Origin of the sequence: Bradyrhizobium sp. 141, from assembly GCF_023074055.1 — a bacterium.
Classification (GTDB): domain Bacteria; phylum Pseudomonadota; class Alphaproteobacteria; order Rhizobiales; family Xanthobacteraceae; genus Bradyrhizobium.
The window spans coordinates 117,469-141,150 of sequence record NZ_JADPKR010000013.1 but is presented as its reverse complement, the minus strand read 5'-3'; the positions used below and the strand labels follow the sequence as shown (position 1 = coordinate 141,150).

The window sequence follows — 23,682 nt, the reverse complement described above, 5'->3', positions numbered from 1 at the left end:
AGCCGATGCCGGACACTTGCGAGACGGCAGCCTGGTCAGCACACCGGCTTGCAGTGGATCATTCATCGACGCCCGATAGGCGAGGAGAAAACCGGCGGCGCCGGTCGGTACGGAGCGACAGACACACCGAAGTTCCGGCCATATTGCTGCTGTATACCGGGGATGTTGACCACCCCGACCTTGGAGTCCGGCGACCTGGCATCTATTGGCGGCAGGTTGATGCTCGGATTGACTCGATCGACCTCCTTCCTGAGTCTCTGGTTGAGGCAGTCCATCGATCGGCTGGATCCGATTTCCACCTCCACGCATCTGTCGGGCGAAGCCGGCGCACGGCTGCCGCCGGATGAAGCCGGTACGCGGCCATCGGCGGCGCTTTTCGGCGCGCTGCTTCCGACCACGATTGGCGGAAGAACGTTGACCGTCTCTTCGGCCACGCCCTGTGACACGAGACAGGCTGTCAGAACGAATGCAGACACCGTCAGGCGCATCGTGATCTCCTCTTCTCCCGCAATTGGGTAAGAACCAGCTCAATCCGGACCGTCCGCTTCGAACGCACGGCTCCTACCGCCCTGCCCGCGCCTGGGCGACGATCGCACTGAGCAGCGATCTGCGAAGCCGAACCACACGGAACGCATGGCGCCTTCAAGACGCAGTCATGCGCCGCTTTGGTCAAGATCGTTGGGTCTAGGAAGACCGTTTAAGAACTCAGCTTCGACCGTCAGCATCTTCGGACGCTGACAGGTGTCCCACAATGCTAGATGCTGCGATAGCGCTCGATACTGGAGAGATCAGGCGCGGCGCCGAGCCCCGGTTCGTGGTCCAGTTCGACCGTGCCGTCCCTCACATTGAGGATCGGGCCGCAAAGCAGATCGCGCAACGGGTTGTCGTTGGCATCGACTTCCAACCAACCATCCCCTCCGACACCAGCAAGGAGATGCGCGGACGCAAGCAAGCCAATGCCTCCGCCGAGATAGTGCGGGCAAAACGTCTTGCCCGCCTTCAGGATGTCGCGCGCCAGCCCGGCACAGACGCTGAGGCCGCCCCATTTCGCGATATCGGGTTGAACCACGCCGAGCACGTCTTCGGCCAGAACCTCCTTGAAAGCATCGATGCTCGCAATGTTTTCGCCGGCGGCAATCGGCATCTTCGCCAGGGCGTGCAGCCTGCGCCACTCCTCGCGCGGGCGATCGGCGCGGATCGGTTCCTCCAGCCAGCGCAGATCGAATTCGGCAAGCCGCGGCAGCATCTCCGTGGCCTGCGCGATTGACCAGCCCTGGTTGGCATCGCTCGCAAGCATGCCGGCGCCGACGATCCCGCGCAGCGCGGCCAAATTGGCCAGATCGGTTTCGGCGCCGAATCCGACCTTCAGCTTCAAGGCGCGATGGCCGCGCCTGAGCGCAGCTTCCGCCGTCTGCGCGGCATCACCGGGATTGATGCCGCTGGCATAGACCTTGACATTGTTCGACTGGCCGCCGAGGAGCTGCCACAGCGGCAAGCGCTGGCGACGCGCGGAGAGGTCCCACAGCGCGAGGTCGATGCCCGAAATCGCCTGCGCGAACGGACCGGGTTCGCCGCATTGAAGCGCCAGCACCTCGGTACCCTCCGTCAGCGCCTCGAAGGCCTGGACGGGGCCGTCGAATTTGCGCCCGACAAGACCGGGCGCCAGCACCTCGTTGACGAGCCGGGCACGATGCTCCGCGCCTGGCGCTGGAAAGTTGGACCAGGCTTCACCCCATCCCTCGACGCCGTCTTCGTCGATGGCGTGAACGATGACGGCGGGACGGTTGAGCATCTTGCCGAACGACGTCACCACCGGCGTCGCCAGCGGATAGCGATAGCAGAACGCCTCGATCGAACGGATGGTGAAGCCGTCAGTCATGTTGCGGACCCTGCGATCGGGATGAACCACGCGGAGCCACTATCTCAATAGGCGCGCGCGAAGTCACCTTCCTGCTTGATGTCAGCGAACACCGGAAAACGCGCCTTCCACGGCGTGCCTTTGGCCGTGGTGAGCTTGTTGAGCCGTTCCAGCACGCCGAGACCATCCTTGCGCAGGCTCGCCGACACCGCCGCACGGTCCGGAAAGTTCTTCAGAACGGCGTCGAGCCAGATGGTGCGGCCGGCGAGGAAGCCGCTTGCGCCGGCGGCATAGGAGTAGTCGAGAACGCGTTCGAATTTTTCAGGGGCGGCGCCGCCCGACAGCAGCACCCAGGGGATACTCCGTTCGCGGCAGATGTCGCCGATCGCATCGAACTCCTTCTGCGCGGCCTTCGCCTCCGCGCTGCCGTCGCGGGCCGGCAGGCCGCCCGCCGCAAGCGGACTCTCCAGCTTGAGCAGATCGACGCAATATTCCGGCTTGGCAAACTCGCGCACGCTGTCGATGACGAGGCCTGGCAGCTTGCCCGGCGATTCCACATAGTCCGCGGTGTGGTTGGCGCTGCCGAGGAACGGATAGACCAGCAGTTCAAGGACGTAGGGAATGTCGTGGCGGGCGCAATCCTCGCCGACCTCGCGGACGAAGCGCTTCTGGTGCTCGTTGACCGCGGCATCGGCGTCCGGCCGGTACCAGGCCAGCACCTTGACGGCGTCGCCGCCCATCGCGCGGATCTTCTCCACGCTCCAATTGGTGATCGCGCGCGACTTGCGGCCGCCCGTGGTTTCCTCGACGCGATGCTCCTCCAGCGTCATGATCAAGCCGCAGCGCGGCGGCAACAGATCGATCGCCGCGGGCACCGCGAAATTCGGGTCGAACAGCATCGAGCTGCAATGCGGCGCAAGATTCTCGACAAGAAGGCGCTTCGCCGCCGTGACGTCGGAATATTCGACCTGCTCCCGGGTGATGCCTTTTGCTTTCGCGATGGCATCGAACAAAGGCGGCCGCTGGTCCAGCGCGACCATGCGAAAGTGGCCCTCCGCGTCAGCAAGCCGTGCCAGGCCGCGGTTCTTTCCAATCGTTCTCATGGCGTCGTCCTCATGAATGCAAGACACTCGTTGATATCGGGGATTCCGTTGCGGCCACCGGCGTGGCGGCATTTCATGGCGGCTGTCGCCGCCGAAAACGCCATGGCTGCGCGCACATCGGATCCGACGCCGATCGCAAGCGCATAGGCGCCGTGGAAGACGTCGCCGGCGCCTGTGGTGTCGACGACCTCGACGGCATAGGCCGCCTGCCGGTGCAGCTCGCCGTTCTCGTACCAGCTCACGCCCCCCTCGCCGCGCGTGACGGCAATGACGCGACAGCCGAAACGCGCGAGCGCTGCGAGAGATTCATCCTTGGCCGATCCGGCAAAGGCGGTGAGCGCAGGTTCGGAGAAGATCGCATGGTCAGTCAACGGCAGCAGCCGCTCGAACACCTCGGGATCGGCCATGTCGCCGTCGAGCACCGTCGGAATGCCGCGCGCGCGAGCCTCGCCGAATAGTGTCGCGGCGCCCTCGACCCAGCGCGGATCGGCCAGCACCGAGGATGCACGGGCGACGGCTTCGAGCGGCAGCCAATCCGCGGCTTCCGGATAGAGTCCGCGGAAGTTGACGATCTGGCGTTCACCGGAACTGTCGACGATGATCCCGGAGACCGACGAGCGGCCCTCGGGAAACAGCCGAAAGCTCTCGACATCGACGCCTTCGGCCATGAAGGCCGATCTCATCTCTTGTCCTGCGGCGTCATTCCCTGCCCGCCCCCAGAACGCGACGGACGCACCGAGCTTTGCTATCGCGACCGAAGCGTTGGCAGACATACCGCCGCCAAACGTGCGGTATCCGGTCGCCTTGATCTTCTCGCTTTGTCCCGCGAACAGACGATCGACGCGCCAGACCTGGTCGAGCGCGGACAGGCCAAGGCAGATCACATGCACCGGCCTTTGCCGCGACGCGACGTCCGCCAGTGCCGACAAATCACCGATGTCCGCCGACCCGCTCACCGCAAAACCTGCCCGTTGGAGGCATCGAACAGATGCGTCTTGCCCGGCTGCGGCCGCAGGCTGATGCGATCGCCGACCTTCGGCCGCAGCGACGGATCGACCCGCGCGATCGCGGAGACGCCGGCGAGATCGAAATGGATCAGCGTATCCGATCCAAGCGGCTCGACCAGCTTGACGTTGACGGCTATGCCGTCGGCGGCCTCAGTGGTCACGGCGAAATGCTCCGGGCGAATTCCGAGCACGGCATCGCCCGCCAGCCTTAGACGGCCTGCGCTCTCGCCTTCCAGCGGCACCACCATCCCGCCTTGCGAGAGGATCGCGCGCTCCTGCCGCCACGCGACCGGAAAGAAGTTCATGGCGGGCGAGCCGATGAAGCCGGCAACGAACTGATTGGCCGGTCGTTCGTAAACTGTCTCGGGCGTGTCGTATTGCTGGATCGTGCCGCTCTGAAGCACCACGATCCGGTCGGCCATGGTCATGGCCTCGATCTGGTCGTGGGTGACGAAGACCATGGTGGTCTTCAGTTCCTGCGACAGTGCCTTGATCTCGGCCCGCACCTGCCCGCGCAGCTTTGCGTCGAGGTTGGACAGCGGCTCATCGAACAGGAACGCCTTGGGATTGCGCACGATGGCGCGGCCCATGGCGACGCGCTGGCGCTGGCCGCCGGAGAGCTCCTTCGGCTTGCGGTCGAGATATGGTTCGATGTGCAAGAGCGCCGCGGCGCGCTTCACGCGGGCGTCGATCTCGGCCTTCGACACCCCACGCAGCTCCAGCGCAAAGGACATGTTGTCGTAGACCTTCATGTGCGGATAGAGCGCGTAGTTCTGGAACACCATCGCGATGTCGCGGTGGGCGGCCTGCACGCCGTTGACGCGCTTGTCGCCGATATAGAGCTCTCCCGACGAAATCGGCTCGAGGCCGGCGATGATGCGCAGCAAGGTGGATTTGCCGCAGCCGGACGGGCCGACGAACACGACGAATTCATGGTCCGCGATCTCCAGATTGAGATCGGGGATCACGGTGAAATTGCCGTAGCGCTTGACGAGGTTGCGGATCGAGATCGAGGCCATGATCGCTCAGTCCAGCGCCAGCACAGGCTTGATCAGCTCGCCCTTGGCGAAGCGAGCGAAATTCTCGGGCAGAGCCGACAGGCCGAATTCGCCGTCGACGAGGACGCGGTATTCGTCCTTGTACTTGCGCAGCAGCTCGACATTCGGCTCGAAATCGGAAACCGGGAAGTAAAAGGTTCGGATCATGTAGAAATCCTTGCGGCGGAACACCTTGCCTTCCTCGATGGTCCAGGGCGCGGCGTTCTCGCCGACCAGCACCAGCGCACCGCGCGGCAGGACCAGCTCGATGCCGAGGTTGCGCGCGGCATGCGCGCCAGAGCATTCCATGATGAGGGCAAAGCGCTTCGAGGTATCGCCGACGGCGTGCGCCTTCGCACCAAAGGATTGCGCGATCTTGAGACGCGCGGCATTGGGATCGGCGACATGAACGTCATCGTAGCCGAGTGCGCGGAGCGCCAGAACGACGCCGAGGCCGACAGGCCCTGCTCCCATCACGAGAACTGGCCCCGCCTCGATCGGCGGCACGACGCGGCTGACGAAACGCACGGCGTGTCCCGACGTGCCGATGGTGTCGAGCAGCAACGGTGCAAGACTGTCCTCGATATCATCCGGCACCGGCAGCAGGCAGTTTTCCGGCACCGGCACATATTCGGCATACCCACCCGGCCTGTTCCAGCCGATCAGGCTGGAGACTTCCAGGCACATCTGGGTGTCGCCGCGCTTGCAGGCGGCGCAGCGGTCGCAGTGCAAGGGGATATAAACGGCGCAGCGACGGCCATGCAGGCGATGACCGGGCTGCTCGACCACGCCGAAGATCTCGTGCCCCGCGGTGAACTCGGCGCCCTTGTGCCAGAGCTTGAAGTCCGAACCGCACAGCGCGGTGCGGGAGACGCGCACCAGCACCTCGCCTGTGCCGATTTCGGGCATCGCCACGCGCTCGATGGTGATGCGATCATTGCCGTGGAAGACCGCGGCCTGCATGATCGAATTGGAACGGGGTGATACATTCATCAGAGACCTAGCCTTTCACCGCGCCGAGCGTCAGTCCGGAGACGAGCCAGCGCTGAACCAAGGCCGCCAGCACCAGCGGCGGCAAAGCGATCAGCGTCGCCGCAGCCATCAGAGCGCCCCATTGGGTCGAACCTTCGCCGATGAAGTTGAAGGCCGCCGCGATCAGCGTCTTGGTGTCGCCATTGGAGAGCACCAGCGCAAACAGGAAGTAATTCCACGAGAACACGAAGGCGAGGATCGCCGACACTGCGACGCCGGATGCCACCAGCGGCAGCGCGATGCGCCAGAGGATGCGCGTGACGCTGCATCCGTCCACCTGCGCCGCTTCAAACACGCTGCGAGGAATGCCGTCGAAGGAAGGCAGCAGGACCCAGATCACGATCGGCAACGTGATCACGGCGTGGCTGAGGATCAGCGCGGTATAGGAGCCGATCATGCCGACCTGCCGGAACATGACGTACCATGGCAGCAGGAACAGCGTGCCGGGCGCCATGCGCGCCGCCAGCGTCAGGATCGCCGGCCAGGAAATCCGCGTCCAGGAGACGGCAAAGGCGGCGGGGATCCCAAATAGCAGCCCGAGCGCGGTCGAGCCGACGGTGACGATGAGGCTGTTGAGCGCATAGCTCAGGAATGGCGTGGTTCTCGTCAGCTCGACATAGTTTTCCAATGTCGGCGTGAAGATCAGCGCCGGCGGATAGGCGGTGACCTCGAAGGACGGCTTGAACGAGGACAGCACCATCCAGACCGTCGGGGCCATGATGATGATCCCGGCAAGCACGAGCTGCACCAGATTGAGCCAGCGGATCCAGCGGTCGGTGTTGGCGGCATCGGTCATGGCGTCACCAGGCCACCGCGCCGCGGAGACGGTTGAAGGCGAGCACGGCGCCGAACACGATCGCGGTCAGCGTCAGCATCAACGCGCTGGCATAGCCGATGTTGAAGAATTCGAAGCCGACCCGGAAGCCATAGATGTTGAGCGTATTCGAGGCGTTGCCGGGGCCGCCCTGGGTGGTGATGTAGATGATGTCGAAGAAGCGTAGGAGATCGACGCTGCGCAGGATCGCCGCGGTGACGATGGTCGGCAGCAGCAGCGGCAGCGTGATGCGCTGGAAGGTCTTGAACGGCGATGCGCCGTCGATCTGCGCGGCTTCATAGACGCTCGGCGGGAGGGATTGCAGGCCGCCCAGCACGATCAAGGCGACGTAGGGCGTCCACTGCCAGCTGTCTATCAGAGCAACCGTCGGAATGACCCATGTCGGCGAGGCCAGCCAATCCGACGGCGGCAGGCCGAACGTTTGCAGGACGTAGTTGGCCGCACCCAGCGACGGATCAAGAATCACCAGCCACATCATGCCCGCCACCACCGGCGGCATCATGAAGGGCGAGATGAACAGCGAGCGCACGATGCCCGGCAGGCGCTTGGCGTGAAACAGCACCAGCGCGAGCCAGACGCCGAAGACGAGCTGCAGCACCAGCGACAGCACATAGAGCGCGATCGTGACCCATAGCCCGTGCCAGAACTCGTAGTCGGAGACCAGCTTGGAATAGTTGGCGAGGCCGGCGAAGGACTGCTTGCCGGTCGAGGAGAAGTTCTGGAAGCCGAGCCAGACCGTGTAGACGACGGGAAACGCGATCATCGCGACCGTGAAGATCACGGCCGGCGCGGAGAGCGCCGACATTTCCAGCTTCTGCCGGTCCTGCGCGAGTGTCGCAGCCGCATCAGACATGCGTGCGTTTCCTTGGGAGTGAGGAGGTGCCGGCAGGCAGCAGCCAGCCGGCGCTGAACCGTTACTTCTGTGCGATCAGCGCATCGAGCGCCTTGTCGGCATCTGCGCAAGCCTGCTCGATCGGCTTCTGCTTCAGGATCAGATCCTGCACCGCCTGGCCGATGAACTCGCGCGATTCCGGGTTCGCAACGATAGGATAGCCGACCTCGGACGAGCCCTTGGTGGCGAGCACATCGAGCGCGGCCTGCCATTCCTTGCGGACCGGCTCCTCGTCGATCCACTTGCGATATTCAGGGTCCTTGGCGACAGACGGACGCGGCGGGGCAATGCCTTGCAGCGCCATCTTCTTTTGCACCTCGGGGCTGGTCGCCCACTGCACGAAATACCAGGCTGCATCCGGCTGCTTGCTGCGCGAGGATACCGCCATACCCCAGCCGATCGTGGTCGGCACCTGACCGGCCTCGCCCGCCGGGAACGGCAGCAGGCCGGTGTCCTTCAGCCGGGCGCCGCCTTCCATCACCGTGCGCAGCTCATTGGACGATTCGAACGCCATCGCCGCGCGGCCGCTGCGATAGAGCGCCGAAATCTGCTGGAAGCTGTAGTTGACGACGCCGGGCGGTCCGAAGTCGCGCAGCAACCGGCTATAGGTGTCGAGCGCTTCCTTACCCTTCGCCGAGCAGAGGTTCGACTTGCCGCTCGCGATATACGTCCCGCCGATATTGTGCAGCATGTTGCTGAAGGTGTAGGCGATCGCGGGCTTGAGGCCACGCGAGACGAACGGCGTCACCGCGCTGTCGCAGGTCTTGATTTTGCCCGCCGCAGCTTCGACCTCCTTGATGGTCTTCGGCACCTCGATGCCGCACTTCTTGAAGATGTCGGTGCGGTAATAGAAGATCGGACCTTCGATGTTCATCGGCATGCTGGTCAGTTTGCCGCCGAAGGTCGCGGCCTTCAGCAGCGCCTGGCTCAGCCCCGCCGGGTCGTAGTCCTTGGCGACGTCGGTCTTGGCCATCGTCGTGAGATCGCCGTACCAGCCGGCGGCGGCGAACTGCTCGCCCTCGCGCGAGGGCAGCGTCATGAAGACGTCGACCTCGTCGCTGTTCGCGTTCATGACGGTGACCAGACGCTGGCGCATCTGCTGTTCCTGATAGCCGTCGACCTTCAGGGTCATGCCGGTCAGCTTCTCGAAATCCGCCTTGTAGGTCAGCAGCGCCTGCGCGACCGGATTGTTGTTGGCGAGAAAGGTGACGGTCTTGCCCTTGAACTTCATCCACTCGAAATCGGCCGCATGCGCCTGCGCGCTGGCGGCAGCGATCGCGAGAACCGGCAACGCGACGTGGGTCGCGAGCATCCTGGCCTTCATCGAACTCTCCTCCCGGCTGGCCGCCTTAAGCCGGCGGACCATTTTGAACATCTTCGAGCACAATCTGAAAACGGTTACAAAATAGACCTCAGCCCAGCCGTGTCAAGCGATGGACAGATCGTGCAATCTGCCGCAGACTGGAGCCATTATCACGATCACGCGGCGCGATCCGCAATATGTAACGTTACATCCATGAGCTTGACCGACGCCAAATCCGTCAAACAGGGCATCCGCGCCGTCGCGGCTCGCGCTGGCGTTTCAACCGCCTCGGTCTCACGCGCCCTCAACAATCCGGACGCGGTGAGCCCTTCCCTGCGCGCGCGGATCGAGCAAGCCATCGACGCACTCGGTTACATTCCGCACGCGCCGGCGCGCATCCTGTCGTCCCGCCGCTCGCGCACGCTCGGCGCGATTGTACCCACCATCGACAACACGATGTTCGCGCGCGGCATCGCCTCGCTGCAGCAATATCTATCGTCAGTCGGATACATGCTGTTCCTCACCACGAGCGGATATGACCTCGATGTCGAATTGCAGCAGGCGCGCAATCTGATCAGCCGCGGCGTCGACGGCCTCGTGCTGCGCGGCGATTGCCACCACGACGGATTGCGCAAGCTGCTTGCCGACAACAAAGTGCCCTTCATCAATGTCGGCATCTACCAGCCCGACAGGCCCTACCCTTGCGTCGGAACAGACAACGAAGCCGCAGCCCACCGCGCCGCCGCCCACGTCATCGAGCTCGGTCATCGCCGCATCGGAATCGTCTCGGCGCTCCAGCGCAACAACGACCGGGCCAGCGCCCGCGTCGCCGGCTTTCGCCGCGCGCTGACGGAGAACGGCCTCGAGCTTCCTCCGCAATGGCACGTCGAGGTGCCCTATACGCTGGACGATGCGCGCGAGGCGGCCCGCTATCTCCTCAACCTCAAGGACCGCCCAACAGCCGTGGTGTGCGGCAACGACGTCATTGCCTACGGCGTGTTGCTCGAGGCGGAGCGCGACGGGTTCTCCGTGCCGCGCGATCTGTCGGTGGTCGGCTTCGACGACCTCGACTGGAGTCGCCATTTGCGCCCGAGCCTCACCACGATCCACGTTCCGACCGGCGAAACCTGGCAGCGCGCTGGCGAATATCTGGTGCGGAGCCTTGCCGGCGAGCAGACCATCATGCATCGCGAGATCGATTTCTCGCTGGTGGTCCGCGAATCGACGGCTCCGCCTCCGAAATCCCTGAGATGAGACGCGTCCAATGAACTCGAATTTTTCCCTTGCACCCGGCTTTCATGCCGTCGTGATCGGCGGCGCTGGGGACATTGGCGCCGCAATCAGCAATCAATTTTGCGATCTCGGCGCGACGGTCACCGCAACGGGCGCGAACGACGCCGATCTGGCCCGCACCGTGCTGAAGCCACGCGCCGGGCTCACGCTCTCGACGCTTGATGTCACCGACGACCCCGCCGTCACGTCCTTCGCCCGCCAGCACAAGCGCGTCGACGCCCTCGTCAATTGCGCCGGGATTCTCGCGCGCGACAAGGAGTTCGAAATCGAGACCTTCATGAAGGTGCTCGACGTCAATCTCACCGGCACGTTTCGCACCTGCATGGCATTCCATCCGCTGCTCGCGCAGACGAGGGGCTCGATCGTCAACATCGCTTCGATGAATGCGACGCTGGCGCTGCCACGGATTCCCGCCTATTGCGCCAGCAAGGGCGGCGTCGTGATGCTGACCAAGGCGCTGGCTCTGAAGTGGGCCGAGGACGATATCCGCGTCAATGCCGTTGCGCCCGGCTACATCGAGACGGCGATCAATGCCGCGGGCCGCACCGATCGCGCCCACTATCAGCGCATTGCCGACCGCACCGCGTTCAAGCGGTGGGGGCGGCCGGAAGATATCGCCGGTGCGGTTGCTTTCCTTTGCATGCCGGCTTCGCGATACGCGACCGGAACGGTCGTCGCGGTGGACGGAGGGTTTCTCGCGGGATGAGGCCCATCGCGCCTACGGCCAGCGCTACGATTTTGCCGTGCCTGGTTCGGCCATCTTGCGATGCTGCTTTGCCAGCATCTCGTTTGGCGTGACGTTGGCGACCGTGGTCTGGATCTTGTTCTTCAGCCCGGTGACGATATCGGAGTCCCCGCGCAGCATCGCATCGAAGCCTGCCTTGGCGACATCGTAGGCACCGTCCTTCTTCTCGGTGCCGACCTTGGTGTCCATCATCTCGGCACGGCGAAAGAACTCGGTGTCGGTGGCGCCGGGCATCAGGCAGGTGACGGTGACGCCGCTGTCGCGCAGTTCCTCGCGCAGCGCGAACGAGAATGAATCGAGGAACGCCTTCGAGGCATTGTAGGCCGCCTGAAAGCTGCCTGGCGTGAAGCCGGCGATCGAGCCCGTGATCAGGATACGCCCGGAATTGCGCCGGAGCATCTCGTTGCCGACACGATGGATCAGATAGAGCGTGCCCGTGATGTTGGTGTCGACGAGGTGCCTCACCCTTGCAAAATCCTGATCGAGGAAGGCCTTGCCCAGCCCGACGCCGGCATTGGCAAGCAGCGCGTCGATCGGTCGGTCGCCGACCGCGGCGCAGAGCCTGTCGACGCCTTCGGTCGTGGCAAGATCAGCCTCGACCGGCTCCACGCTGCCGCCGAGCCTGCGGAGATCCACGGCCACTCTCTCGATCGCGGGCTCGTCAGCCGCGATGACGAGATTGAAACCTGCCTGGGCGCAGCACCTTGCGAGTTCCAGGCCGATACCGGTGGAGGCGCCGGTGACGACGGCGAGTTGATTGGCGGGCATGAGCGTGTCCTCGCTTGACTGTCGATCACGTCCAATCGCTGCCCTGCACTCTCGTTCCAAATTTCCACGCGCCGGTGCGGTGCGAAGATTTGCGCGCGACGATAGCAACCATCGTTCATTCCTGGACTTGAATGCCAACTGGTTCAGCCCGGAGGACGGACGTATGAAGGCGCTGGTTTGGCACGGCAAGGAGGATATCAGGTGCGACACCGTCACCGATCCGGAGATCCAGGATCCGCGCGACGCCATCATCAAGGTGACGAGCTGCGCCATCTGCGGATCCGACCTGCACCTGTTTCACAATTTCATCCCGGGTATGATGCCAGGTGACATCATGGGCCACGAGACCATGGGCGAAGTGGTCGAGGTCGGCTCCGGCGTCGATGGCAAGCTGAAGAAGGGCGACCGCATCGTCGTGCCCTTCACGATCATTTGCGGCGAATGCGACCAGTGCAAGCGCGGCAATTTCTCCGTCTGCGAAACGACAAACCGCAAGCGGCATCTCGCAGACAAGGCCTTCGGGCACACCACCGCCGGCCTGTTCGGCTACACCCATCTGACCGGCGGCTATCCCGGCGGACAGGCCGAATATCTCCGCGTGCCCTTTGCTGACGCCACCCACATCAAGGTGCCCGCCGGCATCCCCGACGAACAGCTCCTGTTCCTCAGCGACATCTTCCCGACCGGCTGGCAGGCTGCCGTGCAATGCGACATCGAGCCGACCGACACAGTCGCGATCTGGGGCTGCGGTCCCGTGGGGCAGATGGCAATCCGCAGCGCGATCCTGCTCGGCGCCAACCAGGTGATCGCGATCGATTGCCTGCCCGAGCGGCTCAGCATGGCGGAGGCCGGCGGCGCCACCACGATCAACTTCGAGAGCGAGAGCGTCCTCGAGCGGCTCAAGGAGCTGACCGACGGCAAAGGCCCCGAAAAATGCATCGATTGCGTCGGCATGGAATCGCACGTGATGGCGTCCCTGCCCGATACGCTGCTCGACCGCGCCAAGCAGATGGTGATGGCGGAGAGCGACAGACCGCATGTGCTGCGCGAGATGATTTATGTCTGCCGTCCGGGCGGCGTGATCTCCGTCGCCGGCGTCTATAGCGGCCTCTCCGACATGCTGCCCATGGGCGCCTTCATGAACAAGGGCCTGACGATGCGAACCGGCCAGACGCACGTCAACCGCTGGACTGACGACCTGCTCCGCCGCATCGAAGAGGGCGAGATCGATCCGTCCTTCGTCATCACCCACACCGTCCCGCTCGAACAGGGACCGGAGATGTACCAGGTGTTTCGCGACAAGCGGGACTCCTGCGTCAAGGTCGTACTGAGGCCCTGAAGGAGCAAGCCATGTTTCATTTCTCCAACATCGTGCGCACCAAGGGCGACCCGACGATCGTCGAGGGCGGCCCGAGCCTGAAGCGGCCGGTGGATCAACTCGCCCGCGCGCTCGGCTGGTTCAGCATCGGCCTCGGCGTTGTCGAGTTGCTCGCGCCCCGGCGCGTCACGCAAACGCTGGGCATGGAAGGCCATGAGACCATGGTCCGCGCCTTCGGCGTCCGCGAGATCCTGGCCGGGATCATGTCACTGTCGGTCGAGAAGAACGCCGGCCTGTGGGCTCGCGTGGGCGGCGACGGCCTCGACGCCGCTGCGCTGCTCTCGGGACTGACGTCGGACAATCCCAAGAAGGGCAATATCGCGCTGGCGCTGTTGATGGTCGGCGGCATCGCCATGCTCGACTACCGCGCCGCGCAGGACACCAAGCCACGACGCCCGCCGCGCGATGCACGGCGCAAGCTTTATCCCAACCGCAGCGGCTTTCCCAAGGGCATCGAGAGCGCCCGGACCGCGGCAAAGCAGATCGCAGCACACGCCAAGGCATAGCGAGGTCAACCAAGGTAATGAGCGAGTTCAGTGACGAAGCTGCGTGGTGGCAATCCGCCGTCATCTACGAGATCGCACTGATCTCCTTCCAGGACTCGAACGGAGACGGCAAGGGCGACCTCGCCGGCCTGATGTCTCGCATTGACTACCTGAAATGGCTCGGCGTCGGGGCAGTGTGGCTGACGCCGATCTACAAGAGTCCCTTCCGTGACCTCGGCTACGACATCTCCGACTATTGCTCGATCGATCCTGCCTTCGGCAGCCTCGACGAGTTCGACCGCCTCCTCGCGGCCCTGCATGCCGCGGATATCCGTCTGATCCTCGATCTCGTTCCCAATCACACCGCGAACGATCACGCATGGTTCGTCGAGAGCTCGAGCTCGCGCAACAGCGCCAAGGCCGATTGGTACATCTGGGCTGATCCTGCCGAGAATGGCGGCCCGCCCAACAATTGGCTGAGCCGCTTCGGCGGCAGTGGCTGGGAATGGTGCGAGGCGCGGCGGCAATATTACTATCATTCCTTCCTGGTCGAGCAGCCTGATCTCAACTGGCGCAATCCGCAGGTTCGGGCCGCGATTGCAGGTGTCATGCGATTCTGGCTCGACCGCGGCGTCGATGGCTTCCGCGTCGACGCCAGCGCGGTTTTGATCAAGGACGAGCTGTTGCGCGACAATCCGCCAAACCCGCAAGCCAAGAGCAAACCGCCGCCACAGCGCCAGACGCCTGTCTTCACCGACGACCGGCCGGAGACGATGGATTGCATCGAGTTCATCCGGGAGGTGATCGACAGCTATTCGGGACGAATGTTGTGCGGCGAGGTGCAGGGCAAGACCGACCGCATCGGGCACTTCTACGGCAGCGACCGGCCGCGCCTGCATCTGCCGCTCAATTTCGCCCTGCTCGATTCGCGGTGGGACGTCCTGTCGCTGCAGGCGACGATCGACGCGTATTTCAACGCCATCCCTGAACAAGCCTGGCCAGTCTGGGTGATCGGCGGCCATGACAAGCAGCGCATCGCGAGCAAGATCGGCGAGCCGCAAATGCGCGTGCTGGCGATGCTGCTGATGACGCTGCGAGGAACGCCGTTCTTTTTCATGGGCGACGAGATCGGCCGTAAACGCGTTCCCATTCCCTCCGACCGCGTCCGCGATCCCTTCGAGAGACTGGTGCCGGGACACGGTCTTTGCCGCGATCCCGAACGCGCGCCGATGCGGTGGGACGGCAGCGCCGGCGGAGGATTTACCGACGGTGACCCATGGCTGCCGCTCGAGCCCGGCGGCACGCCCAACGTGGCCGAGCAACAGCGCAGCGAGGGGTCGCTGCTCGCACTGTTCCGCGCATTGATCGGGCTGCGGCACGAACATGCGTGCTTGCGTCAGGGTGGTTATGAGCCGCTGCGATCCCAGAACGATGTTCTCGCCTACAGGCGGACCGATGGCCGGGCCGAAATTCTGGTCGCCCTCAATATCGCCGCCGAGCCGCGGAAATGGCACTGGCTCGGCCGCGGCAGCCTGCTGATGTCGACGCATCCCGACCGGCCATCGGAAACACTGCCGGAGGCCTCGATCCTGCTGCGGGGCAATGAAGGCGTGATCATTGCGCTCGAGGCGAGGTGACGGCCGCAGGAACTATCCGCGCGCCAGAGAGTCTCACCAACGCTTCCGGTGTCCCCCTGCTGCCGGAGACCGACTGGACGAAACCGCAAGCCCCGGCGCCCACCCCCTTCAGGCGCCGGGGTCGCGGCATGAGCGCGGAGACAGGTCATGGGCAAGACGAAGGATCTTCAGCGGCAGATCGTCGGCAAGACCAGGCAAGCCATCGGCGAGATCATCGGCGACCAGGATCTCCATGATGACGGCAAGGCGCAAGCGCAGCGCGGCCGCGGCAAACAGGACAAGCAGGACAAGCTGAGCGAGCTCAATCCACTGAAGAAACTCAAGCAACTCACGTGAGCGCCGGGTCGCCACCGGCGCGTTCCCCTGCAGCGCGGCGTACTGACGAAGGCGCCTCGTACGTCGCCGGCGGACGGCGACGATCGCGCTGGATCGCGGCGGCCGAGCTCGGCCTGATCAGCAGCACCTTCTCGACCATCGTCAGCCAGCTGTTCGCCGCCCGGATCGGCCGCGATGCGACGGTCGACTGGATGACGGTCGCCGCCATCCCCGCACGGGATTGGGCCATCAGCGCGGAGCCGTCGTGGCACGCGATACTCATCGGGATCGCCTTCCACCAATGGGCAGACTTCTCCTGGGCGCTGTTGTTCTTCGGCGTGCTCGGACGCTGGACCGCCGACCTGCGCCCGCAGATGATCCTGCTGCTCGCACTGCCCTGGGCCGTGTTCTCTTCAAGCTTGGAATGGTTCGTGCTGGTACCGCTGTTTCCGTTCTGGCAGCCGCTGTTCACGCTGCAACAGCCCTACTGGATCGGATTGCTGGTCCACGGCACCTCGGCCGTGATGTATCCCCTGTTCGCCCGGCTGCGCTGGAGGCGTGGCCATGCGCCGGAACACGACGTCCGCTTCACCAATGCTTGGACCACAGGCGCACTCGGCGTGGTCGCGGTACTTGGAGCAAGCGCATTGTTCGGCGGCCATGGCTACGAGCCGCCGTGGATCGGCCGGGTCAGGGATGCGGACCAGACCTATATCCGCCACATGACGGCACACCATGCGCAAGGCATCGAGCTGGCGCGGATTGCCGTCGGGCGCGCGCAGGCCCCGCATCTGCAGAAGCTCGCGATGCTGATGATCGCGAGCCAGTCCGGCGAGAATCGGATTTTCGAGAACTGGTGGCTGAGCTGGTTCGACACCGACATGCCCGATTGCAGCACGGAGGAACGTGCCGCCATGCCCGGCTTTTTGACCGCCGCCGAGATGCGAGAGGTCAAGACTGCGCCGCGCGATCAGTTCGATAGGGTGTTCGTGGAGATGATGAGCAAGCATCATAGGGGCGCGGTCAGGATGGCAGACCAGATGTGGCACAGCCAGGGAGATCCGCGCCTGCGCATCATGGCCCATGCCATTCGTCACGAGCAGCAGGGTGAAATCGCGCTGATGCACGGCGCGAACGGCATTGCCGCCGTCACCACCGCCTTCCACAACATGCTCGGCGACAAAGTCAATTGAGCGACGGAATTTCGCGCCAAACGCGCCTCTCCTCGCCCGGCAGGAGCCCTGAATATTGCAAGTCGCCGCGTCACGTTCCCGCGGTGCATTGACGATACATCCGTCAACCTATCACAGGTTAATGCTCACTCCCCTTCTGATCGGCCAAGGTAGGAGGCGGGCGGGCCATCGGACATCAGATGCAGGCAGGATTTGCTTTCTCCAGGCTCGCCGATCGACTGACGAGCCTAGCCGAAATAACGGCCGACGATCTCGACCTCCTCGCCGACATGCCGAGCAGCATTGCCCATTTCGGCGCCCATCAGGCCGTCTTGCGGCACGGCGACGAGGCAACCCGATGCTGCCTGCTGCTGCAGGGATATCTCTCCTGGCAGAATCCGGAAAGCCCGGACGGCCAGATTACCTCGATCTGCGTTCCCGGTGACATCGCAGACCCGCACACGCTCTACCGTCCCCGCATTGACGGCAATCTGGTCGCGCTCGGCCCCGCCATCGTCGCTCTCGTGCCACACCGCTTCTTTCACGAATTGGCGGCGCGCTCGCCAGTGATGTCGCGCGCCCTGCTGCTGATGCTGCTGACCGATCACGCCATCCAGCGAAACTGGACCATCAATCTCGGCAGTCGGGACGCGCTGACGCGCGTGGCGCATCTGCTCTGCGAGATCACCGTGCGCCTGCAAACCGTAGGGCTCGCCAGGGATTTCCGATTGTCCTCGCCCTTCACCCAGTCCGACCTCGCAGCCGCTTGCAGCATCTCCCCGGTTCACGCCAATCGCACGATCCAGGAGCTGCGCCGCTGCAACCTGCTGCAGTGGCGGGGCAAGACCATCGCAATCACCGACTGGCGAGGCCTGGTCCGGCTCGCCGGCTTCAATCCGGCCTATTTGAGCATCCGGTCCGGAGAGGATGCGCGGCCGCCACTCCCGAGACCGGCAGCTGCAGATGTCGCGGTCGCGTGACCACTTTCAAGGCGCACCTGCAGTGCACTGCGTACGTTCGACGCGGATCTCGGCAATAGGAACAAACAGTAGCGCCGCCAATTGGAGACACATCTTCTGTTGTCCTCCGAACACCGAGAGCTCCCATGTATCACCACGTCAAAAAGTTGATGTTCACCGTTCGCGTCGATGAGCCGGACCCCCGTTTTGGCAACATGCTGCTGGAGCAATTCGGAGGCGCCAATGGCGAACTCGCAGCTGCAATGCAGTACTCGATACAGGGCTTGAACTGCGAGGATCCCGACCGCAAGGACCTCTTGATGGACATTGGCACCGAAGAGCTCAGCCATCTGGAAGTCGTCGGCACGCTCGCGCGGATGCACCTCAAGCCGTCGAAGTTCGATCGTCAGGCCGCCGAGGCCGATCCCCTGATCGCGATCGCTGGCGGCGGCGGGGTCAACCTCTTCAACTCCCAGGGCAATGCCTGGACCGCTGACTATCTGAAGATTACCGGCGAGCTCGACGTCGACCTGCGCAGCAATATCGCGGCGGAGGCGCGGGCGAAGATCGTCTATGAGCGGCTCATCAACTTCTGCGACGACGCCGGCACCAAGGACGCGCTGCAATTCCTGATGACCCGCGAGATCACGCACATGAAGGCATTCGCGCTGGCGCTCGAGAGCATGGGCAAGCCGTCGCTCAGCATCGGCCGTATCGCGCCGACTCCAGGCCTGGTCGATCAGTTCTTCAACGATTCGACGGGCAGCGGAGATCACGGCGAGATCGATACACGGGGACCCTGGAACGAGGGTGGCGACTGGGTCTTCACGGACTCGCCTGCGATCCAGGCCGGCGAGCCCGGCCCCGCCACCGCCATCGTCACGGAGAGTTCGCCGCCGGTGGACGAGGCCGGTCTCGGCGATCTGCTGATCGATGAGCTCCGCGACATCCTGCATGCGGAAAAGCAGCTGACCAAGGCGCTGCCCAAAATGGCGGAAGCAGCCCGCTTCGATCAATTGCGCGAGCTGTTCGAACAGCATCTGGCAGAGACCGAGGCCCAGGTCGAGCGCATCAACGAGTGCTTCGAGATGCTCGGCAAGTCCGCACGGGCCAAGCCCTGCAAAGGGATGATGGGCCTCGTCGAGGAAGGTCAGGAGATCATGGCGGAAGGCGAGGACAAGGAGGACGCGGCCGCCGACCTCGCCTTGATTGGAGCAGCGCAACGGGTCGAGCACTACGAGATTGCCGCCTACACGACGGCGCGCAATCTCGCCCAGCAGCTTCGCCACAGCGCCGTCGTCAGCCTGTTGTCGAAGTCGCTCGCCGAAGAGGAAAACTCAGATCAGCTGCTGAATCAGGTTGCCCGATCGCTGATGTCGGTCGCGAAGATGCCGGCCGCGGTCGAGCAGACGGAATAGCCTCTCACGGCGCTCCAGGCTAAATCAGCGGAGGTCCCTGCCGCAAATTCATGTGCCGGTTGACGTCCTTGTACAGAAGGTAGCGGAATCGGCCGGGGCCTCCTGCGTAGCACGCCTGCGGGCAGAAGGCGCGTAGCCACATGTAGTCTCCGGCCTCGACCTCCACCCAGTCCCGATTGAGGCGGTAAACCGCCTTTCCCTCGAGGACGTACAACCCGTGCTCCATGACGTGCGTCTCCGCAAAGGGAATTGTCGCGCCCGGCTCGAACGTCACGACATTGATGTGCATGTCATGGCGCATATCGGCCGGATCGATGAAACGTGTGGTTGCCCATCTCCCCTCCGTGCCCGGCATCGCCACGGGTTCGACCGCGTCTTCGTTGGTCACGATCGCCTCGGGCGCGGCCAACCCCGGAACGCGCTGATACAGTTTGCGGATCCAGTGAACCTGCGCAGGGCCCTCGCCGCGGTTGCGAATGCTCCAGGCGCAGCCGGGTGGCACATAGGCGAAGCTGCCGGGCCTCAGCTCAAATTCTCCATCCGCCAAATTGAGAATCAGCTTGCCGCCCACGACGAACAACCCGCCTTGGGCATCCTTCTCCGGCTCGGGCATCTCACTTCCGCCGGCCGGCGCGATCTCCATGAGATAATGGGAGAACGTCTCGGCGAAGCCGGACAGCGGTCGCGCCAGGACCCAGACGCGCGTGTTGTCCCAGTGCGGCAAATGGCTGACGACGATATCGCGTTGCACGCCGTTGGGGATGACGGCGTATGCGTTGGTAAAGACCGCCCGGCCGCTCAGAAGGTCGGTCTGCGGCGGAAGGCCACCCTTCGGTACGTGATAAGTTTGCGACGACATCATCAAGCCTCGTGAAAGTTACCGGTGCGATGCGATCGGCCCGAGATCGAGCTGCATCTCCTCGCTCAGCCAATATTCTTCGAGATTATCGCCGTCCCCCGTCCGGTCCACAACGAGGAACGAGCTTGCATCCTCGAGAACCAGCAGCGGATGGTGCCAGCAGTTCCGGGCATAGTTTACCCCCTGGCGGCCATTCGCAACGAACGCCCGATAGCTCGAGACCACCAGCGGGTCCGCGCAAACGACGACCAGCCAGCTCGCTCCGGTCAAGGGCATGAACATCTGGCTTCCAAGCGGATGACGCTCCATCAGGCGGATGGCAATCGGCGCAGGCCGTTTTGAGGCGACAAACCAGCTGATGTTGATCTGTCCACCTTCCGCGGCGACATCGATATTGGCGAGTCCATTATAGCGCTCGGCATATCCCTGGTTGATCGACAGGGGCGTCATCCCCTCCGTTTCGACGACGTCTCCGAACGGGGCGAACGCCCGCTTCGTCAAAGGTTCGATCGAGAGTGTCACCATCGCCAAGCTGAAATGCCTCCAAGTTCAAAGGGTCTGCAGACTCGCGACGGGAGCCTCCGCACCGACTGGGTCGGCCCGCAGATCCTCTCCCGAAGAATCGACCTCGCCGTTCAGAATACGGTGCGCCTTGGCGTGATCGAGGTCTCCCTCCCAGGAGGCAACGACGACCGTCGCAACGCAGTTACCAACATAGTTGCCGAGTGCGCGGGCGATGCCGATGAACCAGTCCACCGACAAGATGAGCACCAGTCCGATCGCCGGGATGGCCGGAATGGCGGCCAGTGTCGCGGCGAGGACGACGATGGCCGAGCCCGGGACGCCATGAGCACCTTTGGAGGTAAGCAACGCGACACCGAGGATAGCCAGGAGATCGCCCGTGGCAAGCGGCGTATTCGTCGCCTGTGCAATGAAGACGGCCGCCAAGGTCAAGTAGATGGAGAACGCATCCAGATTGAACGAGTACCCGGTCGGGATCACCAGACCGACGGTCGATCGCTTGATCCCGAGCAGCTCGAGCTTTCGCATGGTCTGCGGAAGCACGCTATCGCCCGCGGCCGTCCCGAGAACGATCAACAGCTCTTCGCGCAGATAGGCCAGCAACTTGAACAGGCTGAAGCCGGAGAGCCGCATGATCGCGCCGAGCACGACGACCACAAACAGAACCACTGCGAGATAGAACAGGGCAACGAGGCCCCCGAGCTGCTTGAGCGAGCCGATGCCGTATTTCCCGACCGTGAAGGCGATCGCACCGAAGACGCCGATCGGCGCGAGCCGGACGACGAAGTTCATCATCTTGAAGATGATCTCGTTCACGCGCTCGACGAAATCGACGACCGGCCTGGCGCGCTCGCCGCACAGTGACACGGCACAACCGAACATGATCGAGACGATCAGGACCTGCAGAACATCGCCGGAGCTGAAAGCTCCGACGAGCGTCGTCGGAATGAGCTTCATCAGGAATTCGGAGACGCCGCCGCCGGAGACCTGAGCCGCCGTCTGGCTGAACCCGCTGAGCGCCTTGGCATCCAGCGTCCTCGGGTCGATGTTCATTCCGGCGCCTGGCTGGAAATAATAGGCGAGCGCAATGCCGAACACCAAAGCGATGGTGGTGACGATCTCGAAATAGAGCAGCGAACGAATGCCGACCCTTCCAACCTTTGTAAGGTCGCCGGCCGCTGAAATTCCGTGCACGACGACACAGAACACGATCACGGGCACCAGCATCTTGATGAGCTTGATGAAGCCGTCACCCAGCGGCTTCATCTGCAACGCGATGTCCGGATAGGTCACGCCGAGAGCAATGCCGGCGGCGAGCGCAACGACGACCTGGAAGAAGAGTGACTTGAAGATGCTGGGCATCAAGAACTTGGACATGGCTTTCCTCGCTCGCTGGGCTTCCATCTGGCTTGGTCGGCCGGAGCCTTTCGCCATTCTTATCGTTGGCGGCGAGGTCGCCGCGTACGGAGCCTTTCGTCGCGGCAGGACGCTGGAAGGCTCCATCGGTCATTCGTTGACCAGGTGCGACATCAAGTCCAATATATAGAGCGACACGATTGATAGGTTTTCGCTATGGATCTCCGCCAGCTCCGGTACTTCATTGCGGTGGCCGAGGAGCGCAGCTTCACGCTTGCCGCCCGGCGGCTGAACCTCTCGCAGCCGCCACTCAGTCAACATATCCAGGCCCTCGAGGCAGAGCTTGGGACCCAACTCCTCTACAGGACCAGCCGCAGGGTCGAGTTGACCCAGGCCGGTGAAGCCATGCTGGTGCGGGGACGCGCGATCCTGCAACAGGTCAAGGTCACGGAAGACGAGGTTCGCTCGATTGGGGCCGGCCTGATCGGAACGCTGGATGTTGGAGCGACCGGCTCCATTCTGCGCGGTCGTCTCGCAGAGCTGCTCGCGGCCTACCGGGAGGTCGCTCCACGGGTCAAGATGACGGTGCATGAGCAGGCGCCGGCGCTGCAGATCGCGGCGCTTCTCGCCCGCACGACCAATATCTGTCTCATTCGCGGCATTCCCGCCGAGCGCGACCTGACCAGCAAGCTTGCATGGCGCGAAGAGGTCGTTCTCGCAATGCCCCGCACCCATCGGCTGGTGCGCCGCAGACGCATCGCCCTCGGTGACCTGGCATCCGAGGATCACGTCGTCCTCGATCCCAATAGCTCCGAGTTCGCACGGTACGTGCAGACGTGCTGTGTCGACGCCGGCTTCCTGCCAAAAGTGTCCCAACAGGTCGTCGACGCCCAGTCGATCCCGAGCTTGATTGCCGCCGGTTTCGGCGTGGCGCTCGTGCCGCAGTCGATTGCGCGCTTCACAATAGCCGACATCGTATTCCGTCCGATCAGGCCCTCACCGCCCACGGCCGACGTGTTTCTGGTCTTCAGAGAGGACGAGACGTCGATGGTGGTGCACAATTTCGTCAAGCTGGCTCTCCGATACCTGAATCACCGAAAGAGTGTGGGCTAACGCCCCGGGCGGCCCATGCCGGTCGCGCTTCCTCCGCATCGTCATTGCGAGCGCAGCGAAGCAATCCAGAATCTATTCCGTTGAGGGATTCTGGATTGCTTCGTCGCATCAGCGCAAAATTGCTACGCAATTTTGTCGCGAGCTCCTCGCAATGACGGAGCAAGAGTGCCGTAGGGTGGGCAAAGCGACTTGTCCGCCGTAGCTCGAAGAGCGAAGGCGGAAGCGTGCCCACGTATCTTTCGCGACCGAGAGAGATCGTGGGCACGGCGCAAGAGCGCCTTTGCCCACTCTACGATATCGAGCTTGTGACACGCAGCTTGACTCACAGACATGACCCTTCGGCCTCGCGGCTTGAATGGCCCGAGCTTTGCTTGGTCGCTCCACCCTCAAAGCCAAGAGGGCGCAGGGAAGGCCGGGTGCCGACTGGCACCCGCGGTCCGCTGCGCGAAATGCACACGCAGGAAGAACCGCACAGCAGCATACAGGTGTCGCCGAACACTCGGCCTTCCCTGCGCGATGGTCGGACGGCTTATGCCGTGCTCTCCCGGGAGCCGAACTTTCCTTCTGGCCTCCCTCGCCCCGCGAATTGGATGAT

General features: G+C 63.7%; 23 protein-coding genes. 10 read left to right on the top strand and 13 right to left on the bottom strand.

The genetic code is table 11. The annotated features are described in order from the left end of the window. Positions 1 to 62: 62 nt before the first annotated feature. The 9 genes from IVA81_RS02955 to IVA81_RS02915 form a co-directional block, all read right to left on the bottom strand. Positions 63 to 488, bottom strand: a complete 426-nt coding sequence (locus IVA81_RS02955) for a hypothetical protein (protein WP_247312003.1) — start codon at positions 486 to 488, stop codon at positions 63 to 65. A 266-nt stretch (positions 489 to 754) separates the two neighbouring features. After that, positions 755 to 1,879 (bottom strand): mandelate racemase/muconate lactonizing enzyme family protein, encoded by a 1,125-nt coding sequence (locus tag IVA81_RS02950; protein WP_247312000.1) that lies wholly within the window; start codon positions 1,877 to 1,879, stop codon positions 755 to 757. A 44-nt stretch (positions 1,880 to 1,923) separates the two neighbouring features. Beyond that, positions 1,924 to 2,961, bottom strand: a complete 1,038-nt coding sequence (locus tag IVA81_RS02945; protein ID WP_247311997.1) for a tagatose 1,6-diphosphate aldolase — start codon at positions 2,959 to 2,961, stop codon at positions 1,924 to 1,926. Further along, positions 2,958 to 3,917, bottom strand: a complete 960-nt coding sequence (locus tag IVA81_RS02940; RefSeq protein ID WP_247311995.1) for a sugar kinase — start codon at positions 3,915 to 3,917, stop codon at positions 2,958 to 2,960. Before IVA81_RS02940 ends, IVA81_RS02945 begins: the two co-directional genes overlap by 4 nt. Further along, the gene (gene ugpC / locus IVA81_RS02935) at positions 3,914 to 4,987 is read right to left on the bottom strand and encodes a sn-glycerol-3-phosphate ABC transporter ATP-binding protein UgpC (RefSeq protein ID WP_247311992.1); all 1,074 of its coding nucleotides are present in this window, start codon (positions 4,985 to 4,987) and stop codon (positions 3,914 to 3,916) included. The genes IVA81_RS02940 and ugpC overlap by 4 nt, the downstream gene beginning before the upstream one ends. Positions 4,988 to 4,993: 6 nt before the next feature. Next, positions 4,994 to 5,998 carry a zinc-binding dehydrogenase gene (locus IVA81_RS02930; protein ID WP_247311988.1) on the bottom strand — a complete coding sequence of 335 codons (1,005 nt, stop codon included), beginning with the start codon at positions 5,996 to 5,998 and terminating at the stop codon, positions 4,994 to 4,996. 7 nt (positions 5,999 to 6,005) lie between these two features. Further along, complete coding sequence (locus tag IVA81_RS02925) at positions 6,006 to 6,833, bottom strand: carbohydrate ABC transporter permease (protein ID WP_247311985.1); 828 nt, start codon at positions 6,831 to 6,833, stop codon at positions 6,006 to 6,008. A gap of 4 nt (positions 6,834 to 6,837) precedes the next feature. Then, the gene (locus tag IVA81_RS02920) at positions 6,838 to 7,725 is read right to left on the bottom strand and encodes a sugar ABC transporter permease (protein ID WP_247311982.1); all 888 of its coding nucleotides are present in this window, start codon (positions 7,723 to 7,725) and stop codon (positions 6,838 to 6,840) included. 61 nt (positions 7,726 to 7,786) lie between these two features. Beyond that, a complete protein-coding gene (locus IVA81_RS02915; protein WP_247311979.1) occupies positions 7,787 to 9,088 on the bottom strand; it encodes a sugar ABC transporter substrate-binding protein in 1,302 nt (433 codons plus the stop codon). A 192-nt stretch (positions 9,089 to 9,280) separates the two neighbouring features. Here IVA81_RS02915 and IVA81_RS02910 point away from each other — a divergent pair, with 192 nt between their 5' ends. Both IVA81_RS02910 and IVA81_RS02905 read left to right on the top strand, forming a co-directional pair. Continuing rightward, the gene (locus IVA81_RS02910) at positions 9,281 to 10,321 is read left to right on the top strand and encodes a LacI family DNA-binding transcriptional regulator (RefSeq protein ID WP_247311976.1); all 1,041 of its coding nucleotides are present in this window, start codon (positions 9,281 to 9,283) and stop codon (positions 10,319 to 10,321) included. Between the two features lie 10 nt (positions 10,322 to 10,331). After that, on the top strand, positions 10,332 to 11,066 hold the full coding sequence (locus tag IVA81_RS02905) for an SDR family oxidoreductase (RefSeq protein ID WP_247311973.1): 735 nt from the start codon (positions 10,332 to 10,334) through the stop codon (positions 11,064 to 11,066). A gap of 24 nt (positions 11,067 to 11,090) precedes the next feature. Here the strand turns inward: IVA81_RS02905 and IVA81_RS02900 are convergent, their stop codons facing one another. Next, positions 11,091 to 11,873, bottom strand: coding sequence for an SDR family NAD(P)-dependent oxidoreductase (locus IVA81_RS02900; protein WP_247311970.1), 783 nt, complete (start codon positions 11,871 to 11,873; stop codon positions 11,091 to 11,093). A 163-nt stretch (positions 11,874 to 12,036) separates the two neighbouring features. On the opposite strand from IVA81_RS02900, the gene IVA81_RS02895 reads away from it, so the two are divergent. From IVA81_RS02895 to IVA81_RS02865, 7 genes are all read left to right on the top strand, one after another. Beyond that, on the top strand, positions 12,037 to 13,212 hold the full coding sequence (locus IVA81_RS02895; protein ID WP_247311966.1) for a zinc-dependent alcohol dehydrogenase: 1,176 nt from the start codon (positions 12,037 to 12,039) through the stop codon (positions 13,210 to 13,212). Between the two features lie 11 nt (positions 13,213 to 13,223). Continuing rightward, positions 13,224 to 13,757 carry a hypothetical protein gene (locus tag IVA81_RS02890; RefSeq protein WP_247311964.1) on the top strand — a complete coding sequence of 178 codons (534 nt, stop codon included), beginning with the start codon at positions 13,224 to 13,226 and terminating at the stop codon, positions 13,755 to 13,757. 17 nt (positions 13,758 to 13,774) lie between these two features. After that, positions 13,775 to 15,373: an alpha-amylase family glycosyl hydrolase gene (locus tag IVA81_RS02885; protein WP_247311961.1), complete on the top strand. Its 1,599-nt coding sequence runs from the start codon at positions 13,775 to 13,777 to the stop codon at positions 15,371 to 15,373. A 147-nt stretch (positions 15,374 to 15,520) separates the two neighbouring features. Beyond that, positions 15,521 to 15,709: a CsbD family protein gene (locus IVA81_RS02880; protein ID WP_247311958.1), complete on the top strand. Its 189-nt coding sequence runs from the start codon at positions 15,521 to 15,523 to the stop codon at positions 15,707 to 15,709. Beyond that, positions 15,706 to 16,881 carry a DUF305 domain-containing protein gene (locus IVA81_RS02875; RefSeq protein WP_247311956.1) on the top strand — a complete coding sequence of 392 codons (1,176 nt, stop codon included), beginning with the start codon at positions 15,706 to 15,708 and terminating at the stop codon, positions 16,879 to 16,881. The genes IVA81_RS02880 and IVA81_RS02875 overlap by 4 nt, the downstream gene beginning before the upstream one ends. Positions 16,882 to 17,060: 179 nt before the next feature. Further along, entirely contained in the window at positions 17,061 to 17,840 is a 780-nt protein-coding gene (locus IVA81_RS02870) for a Crp/Fnr family transcriptional regulator (RefSeq protein WP_247311953.1), read from the top strand. A gap of 125 nt (positions 17,841 to 17,965) precedes the next feature. Further along, entirely contained in the window at positions 17,966 to 19,237 is a 1,272-nt protein-coding gene (locus IVA81_RS02865; protein WP_247311949.1) for a DUF892 family protein, read from the top strand. Between the two features lie 19 nt (positions 19,238 to 19,256). On the opposite strand, the gene IVA81_RS02860 is transcribed toward IVA81_RS02865, so the two are convergent. The 3 genes from IVA81_RS02860 to dctA are packed head-to-tail and all read right to left on the bottom strand — an operon-like array spanning position 19,257 to position 21,980. Next, positions 19,257 to 20,096, bottom strand: a complete 840-nt coding sequence (locus tag IVA81_RS02860; RefSeq protein WP_247313296.1) for a bifunctional allantoicase/(S)-ureidoglycine aminohydrolase — start codon at positions 20,094 to 20,096, stop codon at positions 19,257 to 19,259. 18 nt (positions 20,097 to 20,114) lie between these two features. Further along, on the bottom strand, positions 20,115 to 20,621 hold the full coding sequence (locus IVA81_RS02855; protein ID WP_247313293.1) for an ureidoglycolate lyase: 507 nt from the start codon (positions 20,619 to 20,621) through the stop codon (positions 20,115 to 20,117). A gap of 24 nt (positions 20,622 to 20,645) precedes the next feature. Then, positions 20,646 to 21,980: a C4-dicarboxylate transporter DctA gene (dctA, locus tag IVA81_RS02850; protein ID WP_276578179.1), complete on the bottom strand. Its 1,335-nt coding sequence runs from the start codon at positions 21,978 to 21,980 to the stop codon at positions 20,646 to 20,648. A 210-nt stretch (positions 21,981 to 22,190) separates the two neighbouring features. Here dctA and IVA81_RS02845 point away from each other — a divergent pair, with 210 nt between their 5' ends. Then, positions 22,191 to 23,087: a LysR substrate-binding domain-containing protein gene (locus IVA81_RS02845; protein ID WP_247311946.1), complete on the top strand. Its 897-nt coding sequence runs from the start codon at positions 22,191 to 22,193 to the stop codon at positions 23,085 to 23,087. Positions 23,088 to 23,682 lie beyond the last annotated feature (595 nt).

Coding starts and splice junctions, on each gene's coding strand:
- IVA81_RS02955 (WP_247312003.1), bottom strand. CDS start 488: ATGCGCCTGACGGTGTCTGCATTCGTTCTGACAGCCTGTCTCGTGTCA.
- IVA81_RS02950 (WP_247312000.1), bottom strand. CDS start 1,879: ATGACTGACGGCTTCACCATCCGTTCGATCGAGGCGTTCTGCTATCGC.
- IVA81_RS02945 (WP_247311997.1), bottom strand. CDS start 2,961: ATGAGAACGATTGGAAAGAACCGCGGCCTGGCACGGCTTGCTGACGCG.
- ugpC (WP_247311992.1), bottom strand. CDS start 4,987: ATGGCCTCGATCTCGATCCGCAACCTCGTCAAGCGCTACGGCAATTTC.
- IVA81_RS02930 (WP_247311988.1), bottom strand. CDS start 5,998: ATGAATGTATCACCCCGTTCCAATTCGATCATGCAGGCCGCGGTCTTC.
- IVA81_RS02925 (WP_247311985.1), bottom strand. CDS start 6,833: ATGACCGATGCCGCCAACACCGACCGCTGGATCCGCTGGCTCAATCTG.
- IVA81_RS02920 (WP_247311982.1), bottom strand. CDS start 7,725: ATGTCTGATGCGGCTGCGACACTCGCGCAGGACCGGCAGAAGCTGGAA.
- IVA81_RS02915 (WP_247311979.1), bottom strand. CDS start 9,088: ATGAAGGCCAGGATGCTCGCGACCCACGTCGCGTTGCCGGTTCTCGCG.
- IVA81_RS02910 (WP_247311976.1), top strand. CDS start 9,281: ATGAGCTTGACCGACGCCAAATCCGTCAAACAGGGCATCCGCGCCGTC.
- IVA81_RS02905 (WP_247311973.1), top strand. CDS start 10,332: ATGAACTCGAATTTTTCCCTTGCACCCGGCTTTCATGCCGTCGTGATC.
- IVA81_RS02900 (WP_247311970.1), bottom strand. CDS start 11,873: ATGCCCGCCAATCAACTCGCCGTCGTCACCGGCGCCTCCACCGGTATC.
- IVA81_RS02895 (WP_247311966.1), top strand. CDS start 12,037: ATGAAGGCGCTGGTTTGGCACGGCAAGGAGGATATCAGGTGCGACACC.
- IVA81_RS02890 (WP_247311964.1), top strand. CDS start 13,224: ATGTTTCATTTCTCCAACATCGTGCGCACCAAGGGCGACCCGACGATC.
- IVA81_RS02885 (WP_247311961.1), top strand. CDS start 13,775: ATGAGCGAGTTCAGTGACGAAGCTGCGTGGTGGCAATCCGCCGTCATC.
- IVA81_RS02880 (WP_247311958.1), top strand. CDS start 15,521: ATGGGCAAGACGAAGGATCTTCAGCGGCAGATCGTCGGCAAGACCAGG.
- IVA81_RS02870 (WP_247311953.1), top strand. CDS start 17,061: ATGCAGGCAGGATTTGCTTTCTCCAGGCTCGCCGATCGACTGACGAGC.
- IVA81_RS02865 (WP_247311949.1), top strand. CDS start 17,966: ATGTATCACCACGTCAAAAAGTTGATGTTCACCGTTCGCGTCGATGAG.
- IVA81_RS02860 (WP_247313296.1), bottom strand. CDS start 20,096: ATGTCGTCGCAAACTTATCACGTACCGAAGGGTGGCCTTCCGCCGCAG.
- IVA81_RS02855 (WP_247313293.1), bottom strand. CDS start 20,621: ATGGTGACACTCTCGATCGAACCTTTGACGAAGCGGGCGTTCGCCCCG.
- dctA (WP_276578179.1), bottom strand. CDS start 21,980: ATGCCCAGCATCTTCAAGTCACTCTTCTTCCAGGTCGTCGTTGCGCTC.
- IVA81_RS02845 (WP_247311946.1), top strand. CDS start 22,191: ATGGATCTCCGCCAGCTCCGGTACTTCATTGCGGTGGCCGAGGAGCGC.